Origin of the sequence: Streptomyces sp. 3N207 (assembly GCF_052246355.1) — a bacterium.
Taxonomy (GTDB): Bacteria; Actinomycetota; Actinomycetes; order Streptomycetales; family Streptomycetaceae; genus Streptomyces.
This window is the reverse complement of record NZ_JBQQBV010000001.1, coordinates 99,595-118,899: the sequence shown is the minus strand read 5'-3', so window position 1 is coordinate 118,899 and position 19,305 is coordinate 99,595. Positions and strand designations below refer to the sequence as shown.

The following is a 19,305-nucleotide window of genomic DNA, read 5'->3' as shown; positions in this document are numbered from 1 at the left end:
TCAGGTCTGCGGCGCGCGTCCGTAGGAGGCGCTGCCACCCTGATACGGCGAGACGGTACGGCTCTCGCGCTGCTCGCCGCGAGCGAGCGCCAGCAGTACGGCGGAGCCGACTGCGATCTCGAACAGGCTGGTGAGCAAACGCAGCTGTCCCTCGAAGCCGAGGTCGCCGAAGTGCTCGAACAGCTCCATCTTGATGGCATACGCCACGGCGAAGACGCCGAGGGCGAGCAGCGGGGCGGCGACGATCAGGCCGAGCGGGCGGGAGAAAGGCGCACCCGCCAGCGCCGCGACCGCGGCTGCCAGACAGAGGAGGACCACCGCCCACAGCACCCAGCTGGAGGGGGCGTCCAGCAGCCGCACGATGTACCGCTCGCCGGTCAGCATCTGCTCGTAGCGGTCCCAGCCGTTCTGCTGCCACGCGCGGATCTCCCACGCGGCGAGCACCACGCCACCGGAACCCAGCAGCAGGAAGGCGGCCACGGCCCCGCCCCGGGTGGGACCGGCAGGGGCCTCGTCGGCCGGGTCGGAGGTGGCCGCGAGGCCGGAGTCGTCAGAGGGGGACGAGGAGCCGTACCCGGCGGGCAGGTTGGGGCGGCGGCCCGCGACGGCCGTGATGATCAGTACGACCCCGACGACGACCGCCGCGATGCTGCTGAACAGCACCTTGCTCAGCAGCCCGTCCGGGACGCCCTGCATCCAGTCGGCGTTGAGGTTCCACAGTCCGGGGGTACGTACCGCCACCGTCAGCAGCCCCGTGCACGTCAGTATCGCCGCGGACGAGGAGGAGCGGTACGCCGTCACGGCGGCGACCGAGTACAGCAGCACGAGCATCGGTTCGAGGAACGAGGTGACCCACACACCGTCCGCGGCGCGGGCCGGCAGCCCGGCCCAGTTCCACCAGACGTCGATGACCTCATGGGCCTTGGTGAAGTCCCGGATGATCCACGCGAGACTGACCAGCGCGAGCGCGGCCGTCAGCAGTGATCCGAAGGCACGCGCCCCGCGCGCCAGTGTTCTGTCCTGGCCCATGGCTCGGCCCCCCGTTTGTGCGGTGTCGCGACGTACCCGGATCTACCCGTGTCTACCTGTGATCGCCGTCCGGCTACAAGCTTCCCCTGTGCCACGACGTACGCCATTGCGACCGCGCGCCAATGTTCGCACGATGCGCATCGCTCGCGCATGAGAACGCCACGAAACCCGCCGGACGAGGGAGTTGGGAGCCGTACGGACTTCAGGGCAGCTGCTTCGGATATCGGTGAGACGACGGCTACGTTGCGGGTTTGTTAAGGCGTTTCCTTGGTACTTATGGCGTTATGTCTGCTCGGCGCTTGTGATGTCAAGCACGTTGCGACCTCGATCTGCGCAACGTTCGCTCAAGAAAGCGGTGGACGGCGTTCAGCCGGGCCAACCCCTCTTGACTGGTACGTAATTGACTTGCGAAAGTCCGGCTCAACCCACCCGCATCACGCCCAACGATTCGGGTTCCGGCGAGATTTGAGCGCGGGAGCACACACGCGATGACAAGTCCTTCCCAGGCTGCGACAGCCGGGGCCGACACCCCTGGCCCCGACGACGCGGGTCTGAGTTCTACGCGAGTTGCCAAGGGGAGCGAACTCGCGGGCCGATCCCCCGGCCAGCTCATGTGGCTGCGCTTCAAGCGCGACCGCACAGGCGTGATCTCGGCGTGCATCGTGCTCGCCTTCTTCCTGATCGCGGCGCTGGCCCCGGTGATCTCCAAGCTCTACGGCAAGGATCCCTACACCCGCTACGGCGAGTTGGACCCGACCCTGCTGAACGACAACTCCTATCCGGTGAAGCCCAACGGCGGCATCGACGGTGAGTTCTGGTTCGGACTGGAGCCGGGGCTGGGCCGGGACGTGTTCACGCAGCTGATCTACGGGATCCGCACCTCGCTCTCGCTCGCCCTGGTCGTCACCCTGCTCTCGGTGATCACCGCCATCGTCATCGGCGTCGCGGGCGGCTACTTCGGAGGCAAGGTCGACTACTTCCTCGGCCGGTTCACCGACCTGATGATGTCCTTCCCCAACCAGCTGTTCTTCGTGGCGTTCACACCGGTCGTCGGGGCCCTGCTGGTTCCCACCGAGGACGAGATGCCGACGTGGATGCGCGCCTGCGTGATCATCTACGTGATGTGGCTGCTGGGCTGGATGACCCTGGCGCGCCTGCTGCGCGGCCAGACACTGTCACTGCGGGAGCGGGAGTTCATCGAGGCCGCGAAGGTCGCCGGTACGCCGCCGGGGCGCATCGTCCGCAAGGAACTGCTGCCGAACCTGGTCACGCCGATCCTGGTGCAGGCCACCTACATGCTGCCGAACAACGTCACCGCCATCGCGGGACTCTCCTTCCTCGGCGTCGGCCTGCTGGAGCCCACCCCCGACTGGGGGCGGATGTTCGCCAAGGGTGCCGAGGTGTACCAGAGCGACATCACCTACATGTTCTTCCCGGGCGGCGCGATGGTGATCTTCATCCTCGCTTTCAACCTGCTCGGAGACTCGGTCAGGGACGCATTCGACCCGAAGTCGGGCCGATGAGGGCCAGACGCGACCGAGTGGTGGGGGGTGCTGCCACCCCGTACGGCATCAGTCAGGCAGCGACGGACAACCGACAGGCAGGTGCAGACACCACCATGAGCAGAGTGAGCATACGCACGGCGCGTGCCTCCCTCGCGGCGGTCGCCGCCGGCGCGCTGTTCCTCACCGGCTGCAGCAGCGGCGGGGGCGGCGGGGACGAGGAGGACACGAAGGCCAAGAAGCAGGGCCAGGACGTCTCCTACTCCTTCGCCGACGAGGCCGCGTCCAAGGGACCGGCCCCCGCCGTCAAGGGCAGCCGCAAGGGCGGCACCATCAAGGTGCTGCAGCGCGACAGCTTCGCGCACCTGGACCCGGCCCAGATCTACGTCAGCGACGAGCAGGCCATGGCCCGGCTGGTCCACCGCGGGCTGACCACGTACAAGCGCTCGAGCCCCGACAAGTACGAGGTCGTCGGCGACCTGGCCACCGACAGCGGCAAGAAGTCGGACGGCGGCAAGACCTGGACGTACAAGCTCAAGGACGGCATCAAGTTCGAGGACGGCTCGCCCATCACCTCGAAGGACATCCGCCACTCCATCGAGCGCACGTTCGCGCCGTTCATCACCGAGGGCCCGACCTTCGTCCAGCAGTGGCTGGCCGACACCGGTGGCACCGACTACCGCAAGATGCTCAAGGACGGCCCCTACAAGGGCAAGCACCTGCCGGACAGCGTCCTGGAGACGCCGGACAAGAAGACGGTCGTCTTCCACTTCAAGAAGCCGCAGGCCGAGCTGCCCTACGCGCTGGCGATGGCCGGGTACGCGGTCGTCTCCGAGAAGAAGGACACCAAGGAGAAGTACGACAAGAAGCCGCTGGCCAGCGGCCCGTACAAGATCCAGTCCTTCAAGTCCGGCAAGAGCATGAAGCTCGTCCGCAACCCCGAGTGGGACCCCAAGACGGACCCGGGCCGGCACCAGTTCCCGGATGCCTTCGACATCCAGTTCGGGGTCTCCTTCGAGGATTCCACCAAGCGGCTGATGTCCGACGCGGGTGAGAACCAGACCGCCACCAGCTTCACCAACAGCGTCGACGCCTCCAGCATGCAGAAGGTGCGCAGCGACCAGAGCGTCAAGAAGCGCTCGGTGTCCGGCTACCAGTCGTACGTCAGCTACATGAACATCAACGTGGACCGGATCAAGAACAAGAAGGTCCGCCAGGCCATCGCCTACGCGATGCCCAACCAGTCCATCGTCTCCGCGTTCGGCGGTGCCGGCGGCGGCGAGCTCGCCGGCAACTACGTCAGCCCGACGCTGGTGGGCCAGAAGCCGACCGACCCGTTCGGCAAGATCAAGAAGCCGCAGGGTGACGTGAAGAAGGCGGCCAAGCTCCTGAAGGAGTCCGGCAAGAAGGGTATGAAGCTCACCTTCGCCTACCAGAACGCCCCCGAGTGGCAGCAGTTCTCCGTGGCCGCGACCCAGAACCTGGAGAAGGCCGGGTTCGACGTCCAGAAGAAGGACGTCATCGCGGACACGTACTACGACCAGATCGGCAAGGTCAAGAACAACTACGACATCTACCACAACTCGTGGGGTGCCGACTGGCCCAGCGCCTCGACCGTGGTGCCGAACCTGTTCGACGGGCGGCAGGTCCAGGACGGTGCCGCGAACTACTCGCACCACAAGAACCCGAAGTTCGAGAAGGAGATGGACCGGATCCGGGCCATGTCCAACCCGAACGAGGCCGCCAAGGAGTGGCAGAAGCTCGCGGACAAGATCCTCACCGAGGACGTCCCCGCGGTGCCGATGCACTACTACAAGACGATCCAGCTCTCCGGATCGAAGGTCGGTGGCTCCTACTTCGACGAGCAGCTGCACGACATCAACCCGTCGTCGCTGTACGTGAAGAAGTAACGCTCCGGCGCCGACTCCGCCGCCCGGTCCCCGTGGGCCGGGCGGCGGAGCCCAAGGCCGCTCCACCTCTCTGTCCCGCACGTCTCGATCCCGCTGTCGCACGAGAGCTGCGTTCCCGTCATGCTGCGATTCCTCATCCGCCGGTCGCTCGGCGCCCTGGTGATCCTGCTGATCATCAGCGCCATCACCTTCTTCCTCTTCTACGCCGTCCCACGGGACCCGGCGACGCTGGCCTGCGGCAAGAACTGCACGCCGGAGGCGCTCGCGGTCATCCGCAAGAACATGGGCATCGACGAGCCGGTCCCGGTGCAGTACTTCCACTTCATGGTCGGCATCGTCGCCGGGCGGCAGTTCGCCGCCGGTGACTGCCCGGCACCGTGTTTCGGCTACTCCTTCGCCAACCAGGACCCCGTCTGGGAGACCATCCTGGACCGCTTCCCGACCACCGTCTCGCTGACCGCCGGCGGTGCCGTGGTCTTCCTGACCATCGGTCTGGGCGCGGGCATGATCGCTGCCTGGAAGAAGGGCACGATCGTCGACAAGGTCTTCAGCTCGATGTCGCTGGTGCTCTCCTCGATGCAGATCTACTTCATCGGCCCGCTCGTGCTCGCGCTGGTGGTCTACAACCTCAATCTGCTGGACCAGCCCAAGTACGTTCCGCTGACGGAGGACCCGGCCGGCTGGTTCCTGGGGCTGCTGATTCCCTGGCTGGTCGTACAGATCATCTTCACGGCGAACTACACCCGTCTGTCCCGGTCCTCGATGATCGAACAGCTTCAGGAGGACCACGTCAGAACGGCGCGGGCCAAGGGCATGTCGGGGAAGTACGTCTTCTTCCGCTACGCCTGGCGGGGTTCGCTCATCCCCATCGTCACCATCTTCGGCGTCGACCTCGGCTCGCTCTTCGGCGGGGCGATGATCACCGAGTGGACGTTCTCCCTGCCCGGGCTCGGCACCCTCGCGGTCAACTCCGTGCAGAACACCGACATCCCCATGGTGATGGGCGTGATGCTCTTCGCGGCCACCTTCATCATCCTGTTCAACATCATCGTGGACGCCGCCTACGCGTTCATCGACCCGCGCGTGCGACTGTCCTAGGAGACCGGCACATGACCACCCTGACCAAGGAAGCGGACGTACCGGCTCCGCGTGGCGAGGGGGACGGGGACGCCTTCCTCTCGGTGCGCGACCTGTACGTGCACTTCGACACCGAGGACGGCACCGTCAAGGCCGTGGACGGGCTCTCCTTCGACGTGGAGCGCGGCCGCACCCTCGGTATCGTCGGCGAGTCCGGCTCCGGCAAGTCGGTCACCAACCTGTCCATCCTGGGCCTGCACAACCCGCGGACCACCGCGGTCTCCGGCGAGATCCTGCTGGACGGCCAGGAGTTGACAGGCGCGCGGGAGAAGACGCTGGAGTCGCTGCGCGGCAACAAGATGGCGATGATCTTCCAGGACGCGCTCACCGCGCTCTCGCCGTACTACACGATCGGACGGCAGATCGCCGAGCCGTACCGCAAGCACATGGGCGTCTCCAAGCGGGAGGCGCACCTGCGGGCGATCGAGATGCTGGACAAGGTCGGCATCCCGAACCCGAAGACGCGGGTCAACGACTACCCGCACCAGTTCTCCGGCGGTATGCGGCAGCGCGCGATGATCGCCATGGCGCTGGTGTGCAACCCGGACCTGCTGATCGCGGACGAGCCCACCACGGCGCTCGACGTCACCGTGCAGGCGCAGATCCTCGACCTGCTCAAGGACCTCCAGCAGGAGTTCGGCTCCGCGATCATCTTCATCACCCATGACCTCGGCGTCATCGCCAACGTCGCCGACGACATCCTGGTGATGTACGGCGGACGAGCCGTCGAGCGAGGCGCGGTCTCCGAGGTGCTGTGCGCGCCGCAGCACCCCTACACCTGGGGCCTGCTCACCTCGATGCCCCGGCTGACCGGAAATGTGAACGAGGAGCTCTCACCGATCCACGGCTCCCCGCCCAGCCTGCTCTCGCCCCCGTCCGGCTGCCCGTTCCATCCGCGCTGCGGATACGTGGACGAGGTCGCCGGCAAGTCCTGCACCGCCGACCGGCCGCTGCTGCCGGACGGCCGGGGCGCCGCCTGCCATCTGACGGCGGAGCAGAAGCGGACGTTCTTCGTCGAGCAGATCAAGCCCAGGCTGAGCTAGGACAGGCAGAGGGAGAACCAGACCAATGAGCGATGACCTCACCCTGACCAAGCCAGGCGAGGGCGAACCACAGGACGCCCAGCCGGCGCGGACGGGAGAGCCGCTGCTGCAGGCCGAGAACCTGGCCAAACACTTCCCGATCATGGGGGGCTTCCCCTTCAAACGGAAGGTGGGCGAGGTCCAGGCCGTCTCCGGCGTCGACCTGGCCGTGCACGCGGGCGAGAGCTTCGGGCTCGTCGGCGAGTCGGGCTGCGGCAAATCCACCACGGGGCGGCTGCTGACCCGGCTGCTGGAGCCCACCGGCGGCTCTCTCAGCTATGCCGGGCAGGACATCACCCATGCGACGCGCAAGCAGATGGCGCCGATCCGCTCCGAGATCCAGATGATCTTCCAGGACCCGTACTCGTCGCTCAACCCGCGGCAGACGGTCGGCGCCATCATCGGCGGCCCCATGGAGGTCAACGGCATCAACCCGCCCGGCGGACGGGAGAAGCGCATCCGTGAACTGCTGGAGACCGTCGGCCTCAACCCCGAGCACTACAACCGGTTCCCGCACGAGTTCTCCGGCGGCCAGCGCCAGCGCATCGGCGTCGCCCGCGCCCTCGCGCTGGAGCCGAAGCTGATCATCGCCGACGAGCCGGTCTCCGCGCTGGACGTCTCGATCCAGGCGCAGGTGGTCAACCTGCTCCAGAAGGTGCAGCGCGATCTGGGCATCGCGTTCGTGTTCATCGCCCACGACCTGGCGATCGTCCGGCACTTCTCCGAGCGGGTCGCGGTGATGTACCTCGGCAAGATCGTCGAGGTGGGGGAGCGCGAGGCGATCTACAGCCGCCCCCGCCACCCCTACACACACGCGCTGCTGTCCGCGGTGCCGGAGGCAGTACTGCAGGAGGACACGGCGTCCGACGCGGGCGAGGCCAAGGAGCGCATCCGGCTGGCCGGCGACGTGCCCTCGCCGATCAACCCGCCCTCGGGCTGCCGCTTCCGCACCCGCTGCTGGAAGGCCCAGGACAAGTGCGCCACCGAGGAGCCCCCGCTGGTCCAGCTCCCCGGGAACGAGGCAGGCCACCTGACGGCCTGCCACTTCCCCGAGGAGCCGACCATCGCGGCCCGCGGCGAGGACATCGTCATGGACAAGGCGCTCCGCGAGATGGAGGACACCGCGCACTAGTCCCTCCGGGGGAGAGCTGGGAGGGGGTGCCCCTGTCCGGCGTCTGCAGGCTGCGGGTGGGTTGTGGTTGGCCGCGCTCACGCGGCGGAGCCGCACATGTACACAGCCCCGCGCCCCTTACGGGGTACCCGCCATCCCCAACGACCGCTTCAGAAAGCCGACCTGTAGCAGCAGCAGGTTCTCCGCGACCTCGGCTCCGCTGGCCATATGCGTCACCCCCGACAAGGGGAGCACCTCGTGTGCGCGTCCGGCAGCCAGCAGTGCGGAGGACAGCCGCAATGCATGCGCGACCACCACATTGTCGTCGGCGAGCCCGTGAATGATCATCATGGGCCGGTGAGGGCTGTCCGCTTCCACCAGGGACAGCCCTTCATCGGTGAGCAATGACGACTCCGCGTACACCTCGGGGTCGTCCTGCGGGGTACCGCAGTACCGCTCCGTGTAGTGGGTGTCGTACAGCCGCCAGTCCGTGACCGGGGCACCGGCCACCGCGGCGTGGAAGACGTCGGGCCGCCGCAGTACCGCGAGCGCGGCGAGGTACCCGCCGTACGACCAGCCGCGGATGCCGACCCGGGACAGGTCGAGCGGAAAGTCCTCGGCGAGCGCGTGCAGCGCTTCCACCTGGTCGTCCAGCGTGACGGAGGCGAGCCGTTGTGCGACGGCCTTCTCCCAGCCGGGGCTGTGCCCCGGCGTTCCGCGCCCGTCCGCCGTGACCACCGCGAAGCCCTGGTCGGCGAACCACTGGGCCGTCAGATGCGCGTTGTGCGCCGCTACGACCCGCTGCCCGTGCGGTCCGCCGTACGGGTCCATCAGCACCGGCAGCGGCCCGTCCGACTCCCGGTAACCGGTGGGGAGTACCAGCGCGGCCGGGATGCGGCGCTTCCCGGCGTGCAGCAGCCGCGGCGCGGTGGTGAGCACGGGCGTCTCGGCGTACGACGCGACGGCGCCGATCCGCGCCGAGTCGCTCTCCCGCAGCAGCACCACCCGCGCGCCGGGCCGCGACAGGGTCGCGGTCGACAGCACCAGCGTCCCGCCGCCCCGCGTGGCAGAGGCGAGATGCGGTCCGTCCTCGTCGGCGACCCGCACCACCTCGCCACCCGCGAGCGGCACCCGGTACACCCCGATGTCGCCGGGGGCGCGGCGCCCTGCGGAACCGTCCCCGTCGCCTTCCGACGCGGAGAACAAGACGTCGTCGTCGCCGATGTCCAGAACGGCCCGTACGTGCAGTGCCGGGGTGGTGAGCGGCCGTGCGCCCGCCATGAGCACCCGTGCGCCGCCCTCGGCCGTAGCGGCTCGATCGGTGATCCGGATCAGCTCGCCGTCCGGTGCCCACGCCGGAACACCGCCGAAGAGTTCCAGCCAGATTGGATCATTCTCGGTGAGTGTGACGGAAGTCGCACCTGTTGCGGTGTCCACGCGCAGATACACGGCCTCGCGCTGGTCCCTCGTCTGCACCAACAGCAGCGGCGGACCGGCGTCCGACCAGTGCGCGCGGGCCAGATACGGGTAGCGCTCGCGGTCCCAGACAACCTCTGTCCGGGACCCGTCGAGGCCGAGCAGATGCAGTGTGACCTCGGCGTTCTCCATCCCGGCCGCCGGATAGGCGACCCGCGCCGGCTCCTCCTGCGGGTTGGCCGGATCGGCAATGGTCCAGCGGCGTACGGGTGCGTCGTCGGCCCGCGCCACCAGCAGCCGGTCCGAGTCCGGGGACCACCAGTAGCCGCGGGTCCGGGACATCTCCTCGGCGGCGATGAACTCGGCCAGGCCCCAGGCGACGGTCTCCGCCTCGGGCTCGGCCAGCGCCCGGTCGTCCTTGCCCGTGGCCGTCACCACCCGCAGCGCGCCGCCCGTCACATACGCCACGTGCTGTCCGTCGGGGGAGGGGCGCGGGTCCACCACGGGGGTGGGCGTCGGAAGCTCCTGGGACCGCTCGGAGAGCAGGTCGGCGGTGAAGAGCCGACCTGAAAGGGCGAAGGCGGCCATCCTCACGGAACTGTCGGTGGCATATGCGACCACGCCCGCGGTGCCCTCGCGGCTCCGCTCACGCCGCGCGCGCTCCTCGGGGGACAACTCCTCGGCGGCACCGCCCAGCAGCGCCTCCGGGTCGGCCGCGATCCGCTCCTGCCCGTCGGCCACCTCCTGCACCCAGAGCAGGTTCGCCAGGTCAGAGCCGCTACGGGAGCGCAGGAAGACCACTCGTGAGCCGTCCGGGGCGACAGTGAAAGACCTCGGGGCGCCAAGTGTGAATCTGTGGGTACGCGCATGCTGCCGCGGGAAAGTCGTAGCCATGCGGCCGACCGTACTGCGCTTGAGCCGGGCTGTGATCCGCTCCGGGTGCCCACCGTGACGATGTTCGGGTGGTCTGCAGTTGGCTGGAACTGAATATGCGCCCCTCCTCTGCACCTGTGCACCGAGCCGTGCGGTCGTGCGGATAATTATGATCCGTTGCGCATGGTGAGTGCTGGGTATGAAGCCGGTGGCTCCTCATGCCGGAGGCGTGCTGCCGTGTCCGTGTGACCTGTACCGATCCCGTACCGACCGTGCGTACTTGGAGGTGAACCGCCGTGGCACTCTCGATTTCGGCGGTGGTGCTGCTGGCGATCATCGTCGTCCTGCTCGTCAGGAAATCCGGGCTCAAGGCCGGACACGCGGTGATCTGCGTGCTGTTGGGCTTCTATCTGGCCAGCTCGTCGATGGCTCCCACCATCAACGACCTGACCACCAACGTCGCCGGGATGATCGGAGAGCTCAAGTTCTGACCCGGTTCTCCTCGCTGACCGCTTCGGTTCCCGGTACGGCGCCCGTCGTAGGCTCGGGGGTATGACCGCTGCGTTTCCCCCGGGGGCGGCCCCCGGTTCACCGGCCGCCCCCAGGCGCCGTCTGCTGCTGGTGCACGCGCACCCCGACGACGAGTCGATCACCACCGGCGCCACGATGGCCAAGTACGCGGCGGAGGGCACTCACGTCACCCTCGTCACCTGCACTCTCGGCGAGGAGGGCGAGGTCATCCCGGACGGGCTGGCGCATCTGGCACCCGACCAGGACGACACCCTGGGCCCGCACCGGATCGGTGAACTCGCCGCTGCCATGCGCGAGTTGGGCGTCACCGACCACCGCTTTCTCGGCGGGCCCGGACGCTACCGCGACTCCGGCATGATGGGTGCTCCCACCAACGACCGCCCCGGCTGCTTCTGGCAGGCGGATCTGGACGAGGCCGCACGGCTGCTCGCCGCCGTACTGCGCGAGGTACGCCCCCAGGTGCTCGTCACCTACGGCCCCGACGGGGGCTACGGTCATCCGGACCACATCAAGGCCCACCGCGTCGCCATGCGCGCCGTCGAGCTCGCCGCGCAGGAGAACGGCCGTACGGGCGGCGAGCCGCACCAGGTGCAGCGCGTCTACTGGAACGTCGTGCCGCGTCCCGTGCTGGACGAGGGCTTCGCCCAGCTGCACGCCGCCGCCGACGACGGTGAGGTCTTTCCCATCCCAGGCTTCTCGGGCAGAACGGGCTTCGCACAGCCGGACGATGTGCCGGGGGTGGTGGAGAGCGCAGCCGAGGTCGATGTCACGGTGGACGCCGGCGCATACGTGGAGGCGAAGGCGAGGGCGATGGCAGCACACGAGACCCAGGTGTCCGTACGTCACACCTCACGCGGTCACGTCTTCGTGCTCTCCAACGGCCTGGCCCAGCCGCTGACGGGCATGGAGTTCTTCCAGCGCGCGGACCGCACAGGAGCGGCCCAGGGCGACGCCGACGACCTGTTCGCGGAGGTACGGGTATGAGCGGGGCGGGCGGGACCGGAGCGGTCCGGGACGGGAACGGAGCGGACTGGGGCGCCTATCCGCGGGCCTATGGGGCGCGGGTCGCCGTCTATGCGGCGCTGGTCGTCCTCGGCCTGCTCACCGGGACTGCCGGAACGCTTGTCCAGGGCGGGTGGTTCCCGTTCGGGCTGCTGCTCGCGCTGGCGGCCGCCGTCGGGCTCTTCTGGGGCGGCGCCAAGCTGTGCCGTACCAAGGTGGGCGCCGCCGCTCCGAGTGCGGGGTGGGTGCTTGCGGTGCTGCTGATCACTCCCTCGCGGTCGGAGGGCGACTTCCTGTTCGCTGCCGGAATCGCCAGCTATGTCTACCTGTTCGGCGGCATGCTTGCGGCTGTGATGTGTACCACCGTTGCATTGCCCGCGCCCCCCGTGCCAGTCGGTAAAAACCGCTGAGAGAGCCGTCTGCGGGACGATTCGGTGGTCGCGGGGCCGGTGCTCCGTACCCCAAGTACAGTGGTGCGCGCCGGCGAGCCGCCTTCAGGCCGACAGGAAGACGGCGAATCCATCCGGGAGTACCTGATTTGAGTCGTGAAACTGACAGTTCGTCCTCCGGGCCCAAGAGGCGCGGCGGTTCGTCGTACCCCTCGGGGACGGAGCCGTACGGCACCTCGGGCTCCGACGGAGGCCAGGGCGACCGGGGAGCCGAACCGGCGGCCGGGTCCAAGTCGGACGAGCCGAAGACCGAGACGACGCTCACCACCCGCATCCGCATCAACATCCCCGGTTCGCGGCCGATTCCGCCCGTGGTGATGCGGACACCGGTGGCTGACGACGGCGACGACGGCACGTCCGGGAGAGCGGACAAGAGCGGCGGCCAGGAGCCGAAGAGCCCGCCGGACCTCGGTGCCGGTAAGCGTGCGACCAGCGGTGGCTACGGTTCCGCCGCCATGCCTCCGCCCCCGCCGGGCAGCGGCCCGGGTGCCGCGCGGGACGCGTCGCCGTCCGCGGCCTCCCCGGCTTCCGGGAACGGCACGGGCCCTGGCGGCGAGGACGCGTCCGGGACGGAGGACACGTTCACCCAGCAGACCAGCGACTGGTTCGCGCCCCGCAAGCCTCCCAAGAACACATCGGCGCCGTCCGGCCCGGCACCGGGCGGTCCCGGGCCCGCTTCCGGTGCGGGTGCGGGTGCGGGTGCGGGCGTCGGCTCCGGTGCCGGTGACCAGGGCGATCTGCCGTACTTCTCCGGGCCGGGACCCGAGACAACCGGTACGCACGGGATGCCCGAGACGACCGGTACGCACGGGATGCCCGAAGGGCCGGGCGCGGGGCCCTCGTTCCCGGGCGGGGCGGGTCCGATGGACACGCCGCCCGACGGCGTACCGCACATCGGCCCGAGCCGGCCGGGCGGCCCCGCCGGGCCCACCACGGGTCCGGCGACCGGCGATATGCCCGTACCGCCCGCCCCCGGCAGCGTCGCCCCCGGTCCCTTGACCGCGCCGGGCGGAGGCCAGGACCCGCAGCCGGGCCAGGACTTCGGCGCGGGTCCCGATTTCGGCGCGGGGCAGGGTGCTTCCGGGCTGGACGCGTTCGACCACCGGCCGGGAGACGGCCACGGGGGTCCCGGTGTCGGCCCCAGCGGTACGCCTCCGAGCGGAACTCCCATGGTTCCGGGCGCCGGTGCACCCGGCGGCATGGAGCCTTCCGGAGCACCCGGAGCACCACCCGGCTTCCCTGGTGCACCCGGCGCTGCAGGCATCGCTCCGGGCGGCCCCGCGGACCCCGGCGGTTTGCAAGCCGGGCCCGGTGGCGAGGCCCGGCTGTCGAGCGACACCATGATCAGCGGCGTACCGCAGGCAGGCGGTGCGGCCGACGGGCCCGCCGTGCCGCCGCCCGCCCCCGCGTCGCCCCCGCCCGGCACCGGTCCCACGGGTGCGCAGTCGGCACCGGCTGGGACGAAGCCTCCCAAAGCGGCCAAGAAGGGCGGCCGTTCGAAGCTGGTGCTCGCGGGAGTCGCCGTGGTCGGCGTGGTCGGCGTCGCCTACGGCACCGGCCTGCTGCTCGATCACGCGGACGTCCCCAAGGGCACCACGGTGCTCGGCGTGGAGATCGGCGGGCTGACCAAGCACGAGGCCGTCAACAAACTGGACGCCGAGCTGGGCGACCGGGCGAAGGAACCGTTCCAGATCGAGACGAGCGGCGGCCGTACGGAGCTGAAGCCCACCGTCGCCGGGGTGACCCTCGACACCGAGGCCACCGTGCGCGCAGCCGCGGGCCGCGACTACAACCCCGTCTCCGTCATCGGCTCCCTCATGGGCGGCACCCGCGAGGCGGACCCGGCCGTCAAGGTGGACGAGGCCAAGGTGCGGGCCGCGCTCAAACCCGTGGTCGAGAAGGCCGAGGCGAAGTCCCCGTCCGAAGGCATGGTCAAGTTCACCGGCGGCAAGGCGGTGGCCGTCAAGGGCACTCCGCACAAGGTCGTCGACGTCGACAAGGCGCCCGCCGCGCTGGAGAAGGCGTTCAAGCAGCGGGCGGTCTCCGGCAAGAACGAGCCGGTCGAACTGCCCGGCACGGTCAGCAAGCCCAAGGTGACCGACGCGCAACTGGACAAGGCGGTGAACGGGTTCGGCCGTACCGCGATGTCCGGCTGGGTGTGGCTCAAGGCGGGCGATGTGAAGGTGCCGTTCAGCCAGAAGACCATCGGGAAGTTCCTCACGATGCGGGCGGTCGGCAGCGGAACGCTCCAGCCGGTCATCGACACCGCGAAGCTGAAGGCCACCTACGGTTCGGCGTTCGACAACGTGGTGGTCGAGGGCGGTGCCGGCAAGGTCAAGATGACCCCGAGGCACGCGGCTGCCACCATGGTCCAGGCCCTGCGGAAGAAGGCGCCGGCGGAGCCCGCGCAGCGCGTCGCCGAGGTTCCGGGAGCCAGTTCCCGCTGACCCGGCTCCGCGAGACGGAACCGAGGGGCGCCCCGCCGAGCTGGTGGGGCGCCCCTCGCTCTGCCTGATGCCCCGGGCGCTTCCCGTCATCTTCGGGGCATGACATCTGTCAGCGCCAGGTCACGACCGCCGACACTGCCCTGGGCACCTGCTGTGCGGCGAGCCTTGGGGCATGACATCGACCCACGCCACGGCACCGGCCGTGGAGTTCACCTCGGCCGGCAAGACCTACGGCTCCGTACGGGCGCTCGACGGGCTGACCGTCAGCCTCCACCCCGGCGAGACCGTCGCCCTCCTCGGCCCCAACGGGGCGGGCAAGTCCACCACGCTCGACCTGCTGCTCGGGCTCCGTAATCCCGATCCGGGCGGCCGGGTGCGGCTGTTCGGTACGACGCCGCGGCAGGCGGTCACCGACGGCCGGGTGGGCGCCATGCTCCAGTCCGGCGGGCTGATGGAGGGCGTACGGGTCCGCGAACTCGTCGAGGTGGCCTGCGATCTGCATCCGCGTGGGAACGCCACGGAGCGGGTGCTGGCCGAGGCCGGGATCACCGAGCTGGCCGACCGGATGGTGGGCAAGCTGTCCGGCGGCCAGGAGCAGCGCGTGCGGTTCGCGCTGGCGACCGCGGGGAACAGCGACCTGATCGTGCTGGACGAGCCCACCACCGGCATGGATGTCACCGCGCGCCGCACCTTCTGGTCGGCCATGCGGGCCCAGGCAGCCGCGGGCCGCACGGTGCTGTTCGCCACCCACTACCTGGAGGAGGCGGACGAGGTGGCCGACCGGGTACTGGTGCTGCACCGCGGGCGGCTGCTCGCCGACGGCAGCGCGGCCGAGATCAAGGCCATGGCGGGCGTCCGCCGGGTCGGCTTCACGCTGGAGATGGTGCCCGACGGGGTGCTGGAGGCGCAGCTGCGCGCCCTGCCGGGAGTGAGCGAACTGGACCTGGCCGGAGCCGCCGTACGGCTGCGCTCCGCCGACGCGGACGCCACCGTGCACGCCCTCTACGCGCTGGGGCTCTACCCGCACGGCCTGGAGGTCACCGGGCTCGGCCTGGAGGAGGCGTTCGTCACCCTCACCTCCCGCGCGGAACAGACCCACCCGTCCAGCAACCCCGAACTCGGCCTCGACACGCACCGGAAGGCGGCCGCCAAGTGAAGACCCTCGTCAAGCTGGAGATCATGCGCTCGCTGCGCAACAAGAAGTTCATGTTCTTCTCGGTGATCTACCCGCCGCTGCTCTATGTGCTGATCGCAGGACGGGACACTCCGGGGAACATGCCGGGGCTGCCGGTGGACCTGAAGCTGTACTACATGGTCGCGATGGCCGCCTTCGGTGCGATGACCGCCGTCCTGATGGGCAACAGCGAACGCATCGCCAAGGAGCGGGAGATCGGCTGGGTCCGGCAGTTGCGGCTCACCGCCCTGCCGGGACGCAGCTACGTCACCGCGAAGATCGCCTCGGCCGCCACCGTCAGCCTGCCGTCCATCCTGCTCGTCCTGCTGACCGGCGCCACTGTCATGGGCGTACGGCTGGACGCGTGGCAGTGGGGTGCTGTCGCACTGTGCTCTTGGGCGGGAAGCTTCGTCTTCGCGGCGCTGGGGGTGGCCATCGGCTATCTGGCGACAGGCGACGCGGTGCGGCCGATCACGATGCTGTTCTACTTCGGGCTGGCGTTCATGGGCGGGCTGTGGCTGCCGATGTCGAGCCTTCCCGACTGGGTGCAGAACATCGGTGAGTGGATGCCCACCCACGCCTACACCGCGCTGGGCCAGGCGGTGGAGGTCGGTGAGGCGCCGCATCTGGACGACGCGGGGCTGCTGCTGGGCTATCTCGTGCTCTTCGCCGGAGCTGCCGCCTGGCTCTACCGCAAGGACACCCGCAAGGCATGATGCACCCGCGCACGACATGAGAACGCGCATGACATGAGAACGCGCACGACATAGGGACGCATACGACATGAGGAGCCGTGTCATGGCAGACACCCGGCAGCCGGCCGCGGCGGAGGAGGGTCTCCGCCCCGGCGGAGGCCGCCGGGGGCCGTTCGGCACCTGGTGGCCGGAGAAGGCCGACGACCGGATCCCGGCCCTCGGGAACCCCGCCGACAGCCCGCGGCAGAAGCGGGCCCGGATCGCCATGATCGCCGTCTGGATGGTCTTCCTCGCCGGCCCCGTGGGCGACCTGTGGACGGGCGACCACAGTGGACCGGCGCTCGCCGGGGCGCTCACCGGATTCGCGGCGTTCCTCGTCGCCTACGTCACGCTTGTCTACCGGCACACCAGGTCGCCGCTCCCCGGGCGGGTCGTGTACCCGCTCGTCGCCTCGCTCTATGCCCTGGCCCTCACCCTCTCCCTCGCGGCGAGCGAGCGGTGGCTGGTGCTGTTCGTCTATGTCGCGGTGGCGACCGGCGCGGTGCTGCCCGTGCGGCATGCGGTGGTTGCTGTGGCGGCGTGCGTGCTGGCGCTGGCAGCGGTCGGTACGGACTTCGGGGCACGGGCCGGGTGGGGCGGGTGGACGTCGGTCGTCATCCCCTGCGTACTGGGCGGGTTCGCGCTGATGTCCGCGCGGAAGACCGTCATTACGATGTGGGAGCTGCGGGAGGCCCGCGCGGTGGTGGCGGAGCTCGCGGCCAACGAGGAGCGACTGCGGCTCGCCCGGGACCTGCACGACCTGCTGGGACACTCGCTCTCCCTCATCACCCTCAAGAGCGAGCTGGCGGGCCGGATGCTGCCCGCACGCCCCGAGGAGGCCGCCACCCAGGTCGCCGACATCGAACGGGTCAGCCGGCAGGCACTCGTCGACGTCCGTGAGGCGGTCGGCGGCTACCGTCGGCCCACCCTCGCCGTCGAACTGGCCGGAGCCCGCACCGCGTTGGACACGGTCGGCATCGACGCAGAGCTGCCGCACCGGCCGCCGGCCGTAAGGCTGGCGCCCGAGCAGGAGGGCGCCCTGGCGTGGGCGCTGCGCGAAGCGGTCACCAACGTCGTACGGCACAGCGGCGCCACCCGCTGCACGGTGACCCTCCAGGCCCGGGGCCGGGGGAGCGCCGGTGACGGCCTGCTGCGGCTCACCGTCGCCGACGACGGCAAGGGGCCCTCGGGCGCCCGGGAGGGCAACGGGCTGAGCGGGCTGCGGGAGCGGCTGGCGCTGGCCGACGGCTCGCTGTCCACCTCGGCGGGTGTTAACGGGGGCTTCACGCTGAGCGCCACCGTGCCCTCAGTACCCTGAGGCGGTGATCAGACTGCTGCTCGCGGAGGACCAGGCGATGGTCCGCGAGGCGCTCGCCGCGCTGCTGAGCCTGGAACCGGACATCGAGATCGCCGCCCAGGTCGGCAGGGGGGACGAGGTACTGGACGCGGTCACGGCCCACCAGCCGGACGTCGCGCTGCTGGACATCGAGATGCCCGGCCTGTCCGGACTCGATGCTCTGGAGGGGCTGCGGTCGCGGCACCCGGCGCTGAAGGTTGTCATCCTCACCACGTTCGGCCGGCCCGGCTATCTGCGCCGGGCCATGGAGTCGGGCGCCGACGCGTTCCTGGTCAAGGACGCCCCCGCCGCCCAACTCGCCGACGCCGTACGCCGGGTACGGGCGGGCGAGCGCGTCATCGACCCGGGGCTGGCCGCGGCCGCGCTCGCCGAGGGCGCCAGCCCGCTCACCGACCGGGAGCGCGACGTACTGAGCGCGGCCCGCGAGGGCGCCGGCAACGCCGAGATCGCCACCGCGCTGCACCTGTCGCACGGCACGGTCCGCAACTACCTGTCCACGGCCATCCAGAAGACCGGGGCCCGCAACCGCACCGAGGCCGTCCGTATCGCCCGCGACAAAGGGTGGCTGTAGGCCGTCTCCGGCCGGACGGATCAGTTCAGCGGCCGGCCCGATCAGTTCAGCCGCGCCCGCGCTGCCCGCGCCGCCCGGCGGATGTTCTCCGCAGCGTTCGGCTCCATCGCCGCTACGACATCGGCGTAGCTCTCCATCTCCCGCGCACCCTGTATGAAGTCGCCCCGCTCCACCAGCAGTTGGGCCCGCTCGAAGCGGAGCCTGCCCGGGTGGTGCGGCAGCAGCAGCGACAGCTCGACCGCCCACAGGCGCACCCCGGACTGCTCGGGCCGCGGGCCGGCCCAGGCCCTGATGTTGTTGAGGATGCGCAGCACCGTCTCCAGCGGCCCGGCCGGCCGTAGCGAAGCCGCCGACAGCGGCGTCCCCCCGGTGGCCCCGGCGACCATGAGGGACAGCTCCTCCTCGTCGAGCTGCCTACCGCCGCCGAACGGGTCGGCCAGCACATGGAAGGCCGCCGGATCGCCGAACCCGACCACGAAATGTCCCGGCAGTGCCACCCCGTACACCGGGGCACCGGCGCGCCGGGCCACCTCCATCCAGACCACCGACAGCGTGATCGGCAGCCCGCGCCGTCGCCGCAGCACCTCGGGCAGCAGCGAGGACTCCAGCCGCTGGTAGTCCGAGGCGGAGCCGCCGAACCCCTGCTCCTCACCCAGCGTCCGCCGCAGCGCCTGTGCCCACTGCGCGGGCGTACGGCCCCGCTCGTACGGCAACAGTCCGGCCAGCCGGTCGAGTTCCGCCTGACCCTCGTCCACGATCCGGTCGACGGCCGCCTCCTCGTCCTCCTCGTCCTGCTCGCCGGACGCGCTCTTGGTGTCGCCCGGTGCGCTGCGGGCGGCCTCCGCGCCGATCAGCAGGCACAGCAGCGCGAGATCGGGGCGCTCCTGGCGGGCCGCCTCGGCGAACCGCCGCCGGGCCGCGCCGGGCACTTCCTCGTCGCCCACACCGTTTCCGCCGCTTACGTCGTTTCTGCCGCCCAT

16 protein-coding genes are annotated in these 19,305 nt (G+C 70.0%); 13 read left to right on the top strand and 3 right to left on the bottom strand.

All coding sequences use genetic code 11. The features are described 5' to 3' along the window. A complete protein-coding gene (locus tag ACTWP9_RS00535; RefSeq protein WP_443243901.1) occupies positions 1 to 1,029 on the bottom strand; it encodes a hypothetical protein in 1,029 nt (342 codons plus the stop codon). A 488-nt stretch (positions 1,030 to 1,517) separates the two neighbouring features. On the opposite strand from ACTWP9_RS00535, the gene ACTWP9_RS00530 reads away from it, so the two are divergent. The 5 genes from ACTWP9_RS00530 to ACTWP9_RS00510 all read left to right on the top strand — a co-directional run bounded on the left by ACTWP9_RS00530 (position 1,518) and on the right by ACTWP9_RS00510 (position 7,792). Beyond that, a complete protein-coding gene (locus ACTWP9_RS00530; protein WP_443243900.1) occupies positions 1,518 to 2,552 on the top strand; it encodes an ABC transporter permease in 1,035 nt (344 codons plus the stop codon). Positions 2,553 to 2,647: 95 nt separating this feature from the next. Beyond that, positions 2,648 to 4,441: an ABC transporter substrate-binding protein gene (locus ACTWP9_RS00525; protein ID WP_443243899.1), complete on the top strand. Its 1,794-nt coding sequence runs from the start codon at positions 2,648 to 2,650 to the stop codon at positions 4,439 to 4,441. A 120-nt stretch (positions 4,442 to 4,561) separates the two neighbouring features. Continuing rightward, entirely contained in the window at positions 4,562 to 5,539 is a 978-nt protein-coding gene (locus ACTWP9_RS00520; protein ID WP_443243898.1) for an ABC transporter permease, read from the top strand. A gap of 11 nt (positions 5,540 to 5,550) precedes the next feature. Next, positions 5,551 to 6,621, top strand: coding sequence for an ABC transporter ATP-binding protein (locus ACTWP9_RS00515; protein ID WP_443243897.1), 1,071 nt, complete (start codon positions 5,551 to 5,553; stop codon positions 6,619 to 6,621). A gap of 25 nt (positions 6,622 to 6,646) precedes the next feature. Further along, positions 6,647 to 7,792: an ABC transporter ATP-binding protein gene (locus ACTWP9_RS00510; RefSeq protein ID WP_443243896.1), complete on the top strand. Its 1,146-nt coding sequence runs from the start codon at positions 6,647 to 6,649 to the stop codon at positions 7,790 to 7,792. Positions 7,793 to 7,909: 117 nt separating this feature from the next. Here ACTWP9_RS00510 and ACTWP9_RS00505 read toward each other — a convergent pair whose 3' ends face one another. Continuing rightward, a complete protein-coding gene (locus ACTWP9_RS00505) occupies positions 7,910 to 10,081 on the bottom strand; it encodes a prolyl oligopeptidase family serine peptidase (protein WP_443243895.1) in 2,172 nt (723 codons plus the stop codon). A gap of 275 nt (positions 10,082 to 10,356) precedes the next feature. Here ACTWP9_RS00505 and ACTWP9_RS00500 point away from each other — a divergent pair, with 275 nt between their 5' ends. The 8 genes from ACTWP9_RS00500 (at position 10,357) to ACTWP9_RS00465 (ending at position 18,325) form a co-directional block, all read left to right on the top strand. Then, positions 10,357 to 10,551, top strand: coding sequence for a hypothetical protein (locus ACTWP9_RS00500; RefSeq protein WP_433099953.1), 195 nt, complete (start codon positions 10,357 to 10,359; stop codon positions 10,549 to 10,551). Positions 10,552 to 10,612: 61 nt separating this feature from the next. Next, a complete protein-coding gene (gene mshB, locus ACTWP9_RS00495) occupies positions 10,613 to 11,575 on the top strand; it encodes an N-acetyl-1-D-myo-inositol-2-amino-2-deoxy-alpha-D-glucopyranoside deacetylase (RefSeq protein ID WP_443243894.1) in 963 nt (320 codons plus the stop codon). Continuing rightward, positions 11,572 to 12,003, top strand: coding sequence for a DUF6113 family protein (locus ACTWP9_RS00490; protein ID WP_443243893.1), 432 nt, complete (start codon positions 11,572 to 11,574; stop codon positions 12,001 to 12,003). Before mshB ends, ACTWP9_RS00490 begins: the two co-directional genes overlap by 4 nt. A gap of 128 nt (positions 12,004 to 12,131) precedes the next feature. Further along, positions 12,132 to 14,489, top strand: coding sequence for a hypothetical protein (locus ACTWP9_RS00485; protein WP_443243892.1), 2,358 nt, complete (start codon positions 12,132 to 12,134; stop codon positions 14,487 to 14,489). 172 nt (positions 14,490 to 14,661) lie between these two features. After that, complete coding sequence (locus tag ACTWP9_RS00480) at positions 14,662 to 15,645, top strand: ABC transporter ATP-binding protein (protein ID WP_443243891.1); 984 nt, start codon at positions 14,662 to 14,664, stop codon at positions 15,643 to 15,645. Beyond that, positions 15,642 to 16,379 carry an ABC transporter permease gene (locus ACTWP9_RS00475; protein ID WP_443243890.1) on the top strand — a complete coding sequence of 246 codons (738 nt, stop codon included), beginning with the start codon at positions 15,642 to 15,644 and terminating at the stop codon, positions 16,377 to 16,379. The genes ACTWP9_RS00480 and ACTWP9_RS00475 overlap by 4 nt, the downstream gene beginning before the upstream one ends. A gap of 82 nt (positions 16,380 to 16,461) precedes the next feature. Next, on the top strand, positions 16,462 to 17,715 hold the full coding sequence (locus ACTWP9_RS00470) for a sensor histidine kinase (RefSeq protein ID WP_443243889.1): 1,254 nt from the start codon (positions 16,462 to 16,464) through the stop codon (positions 17,713 to 17,715). A 4-nt stretch (positions 17,716 to 17,719) separates the two neighbouring features. Continuing rightward, positions 17,720 to 18,325, top strand: a complete 606-nt coding sequence (locus ACTWP9_RS00465) for a response regulator transcription factor (protein ID WP_443243888.1) — start codon at positions 17,720 to 17,722, stop codon at positions 18,323 to 18,325. 41 nt (positions 18,326 to 18,366) lie between these two features. On the opposite strand, the gene ACTWP9_RS00460 is transcribed toward ACTWP9_RS00465, so the two are convergent. Next, entirely contained in the window at positions 18,367 to 19,305 is a 939-nt protein-coding gene (locus tag ACTWP9_RS00460) for a transglutaminase-like domain-containing protein (protein ID WP_443243887.1), read from the bottom strand.